Below are 1833 nucleotides of genomic sequence, written 5' to 3'. Positions count from 1 at the left end.
GTGTCTTATCAACATATAAATAGTCATTATTGATTTTTATTTTTCTAAAGTTACTATTTCCATAAATTATTTTTTTCATCTTTGTGCCTTTTGGAGTGATGTAAAAGTATATCATACTTCCATCAAGTTTTTTATCAAAACAAAAAAAATCAACCGATGTTAAACTAATTTTATGTTATACTTTTGAAAATTAATAGGAGAGAACGATGAAATCAATACAAGAAAAATCTCTTCTGCTACTACTCTCACTCTAAAACCACAATTTAACACTATAATCCACCCATTTAGTTTTTGTTATCTATTTTTAGGTAAAATTAGACAATTTTTTAGGCATATTTATTATGCTTTTATACATACAAGGTAAGCGAGTAATGAGCAGAGAAATCATTAAAATATTTGATACAACATTGAGAGATGGAGAGCAGAGTCCTGGGGCTTCGATGAATACCGAGGAGAAGATACAGATAGCTATCCAGTTAGAGAAATTGGGTGTAGACATTATCGAGGCAGGATTTGCGGCGGCTAGTCCTGGGGATTTTGATGCTATCTCTAGGATAGCACAGAGAGTTACGAACTCAACGATATGTTCATTGGCACGAGCGATGGATAGAGACATCAAAGCCGCGGGTGATGCGATAGCTAGAGCTAAGATGAAGCGAATCCACACTTTTATCGCAACGAGTTCTATACATATGGAGCATAAACTAAAAATGACTCCTGATGAGGTTATAAAAAGAGCCGTAAGAGCTGTATCGTATGCCAGAGAGTTTGTAGATGATGTTGAGTTTAGTTGTGAAGATGCAGGGCGAAGTGACATAGGATTCCTAAAAGAGATAAGTGACGCAGTTATAGTCGCAGGAGCTACCACTATAAACTTGCCTGATACGGTTGGTTTTAGATTGCCTCATGAGATAGGTGCGATGGTGAGGGAGATGAGTGAATATACTAAAAATAGAGCCATCATCTCTGTACACAATCACAATGATTTGGGTTTGGGTGTTGCTAACTCATTGGAGGCTGTGATGAATGGAGCTAGACAGGTAGAGTGTACTATCAATGGGTTGGGTGAAAGAGCAGGAAATGCAGCACTTGAAGAGATTGTTATGGCGTTGAAGACCAGAGGAGATATTTTTTCAAACTTCAAAACCAATATCAATACCAAAGAGATATACCCATCTAGTAGGCTTATCGCGAATATCACAGGGATTGAACCACAACCTAACAAAGCGATTGTTGGTAAAAATGCATTTGCACATGAGAGTGGAATTCACCAAGATGGGATGTTGAAAAACCGTGAGACTTATGAGATTATCCGTCCTGCTGATATTGGTTTGGATATAACGGATACCTTGGTTTTGGGTAAACTCTCTGGACGAGCGGCGTTTAAAGATAAGTTGAAGAAATTGGGCTTCAAATTAGAGGATGAGGCGTTGAACTCCTCATTTAAGCGGTTTAAACTTCTAGCAGATAAGAAAAAAGATATTTATGATGATGACCTAAGAGCTTTGGTAACCAATGAGATGACCAAAGCTACACAGATTTTTGAGTTGGTCTCTTTGCAGTTAATGGATTGTTCTAATGGTGTTCCAAGTGCTGCAATTTGCATTAGAAAAGAGGGTAAAGAGAGGGTTGATGCGAGTATTGGGGATGGGACGATGGATGCTATCTTTAAGACAATTGATAGAATTTCAGGATATGAAGGGAGGCTGATGGACTATAGGGTAACATCTGTGAGTAAAGGGAAAGATGCGTTGGCAAATGTAACGGTGAAGGTGGCATTTAATGATAATGAACCTGCGATTATTGGGCATGGCTTGAATATAGATACCATGT

The 1833-nt window shown here is 37.9% G+C and carries 1 protein-coding gene; it reads left to right on the top strand.

Annotated elements, in window-relative coordinates; genetic code table 11:
- Positions 1–371: 371 nt before the first annotated feature.
- Positions 372–1833 (top strand): 2-isopropylmalate synthase (locus GSY74_RS08925; RefSeq protein ID WP_164664759.1); only part of this gene is annotated, 1462 nt, incomplete at its 3' end.

It is taken from the genome of Sulfurovum sp. bin170 (assembly GCF_010892395.1).
Lineage (GTDB): Bacteria > Campylobacterota > Campylobacteria > Campylobacterales > Sulfurovaceae > UBA1140.
This window is presented reverse-complemented; position numbering and strand designations above follow the sequence as displayed.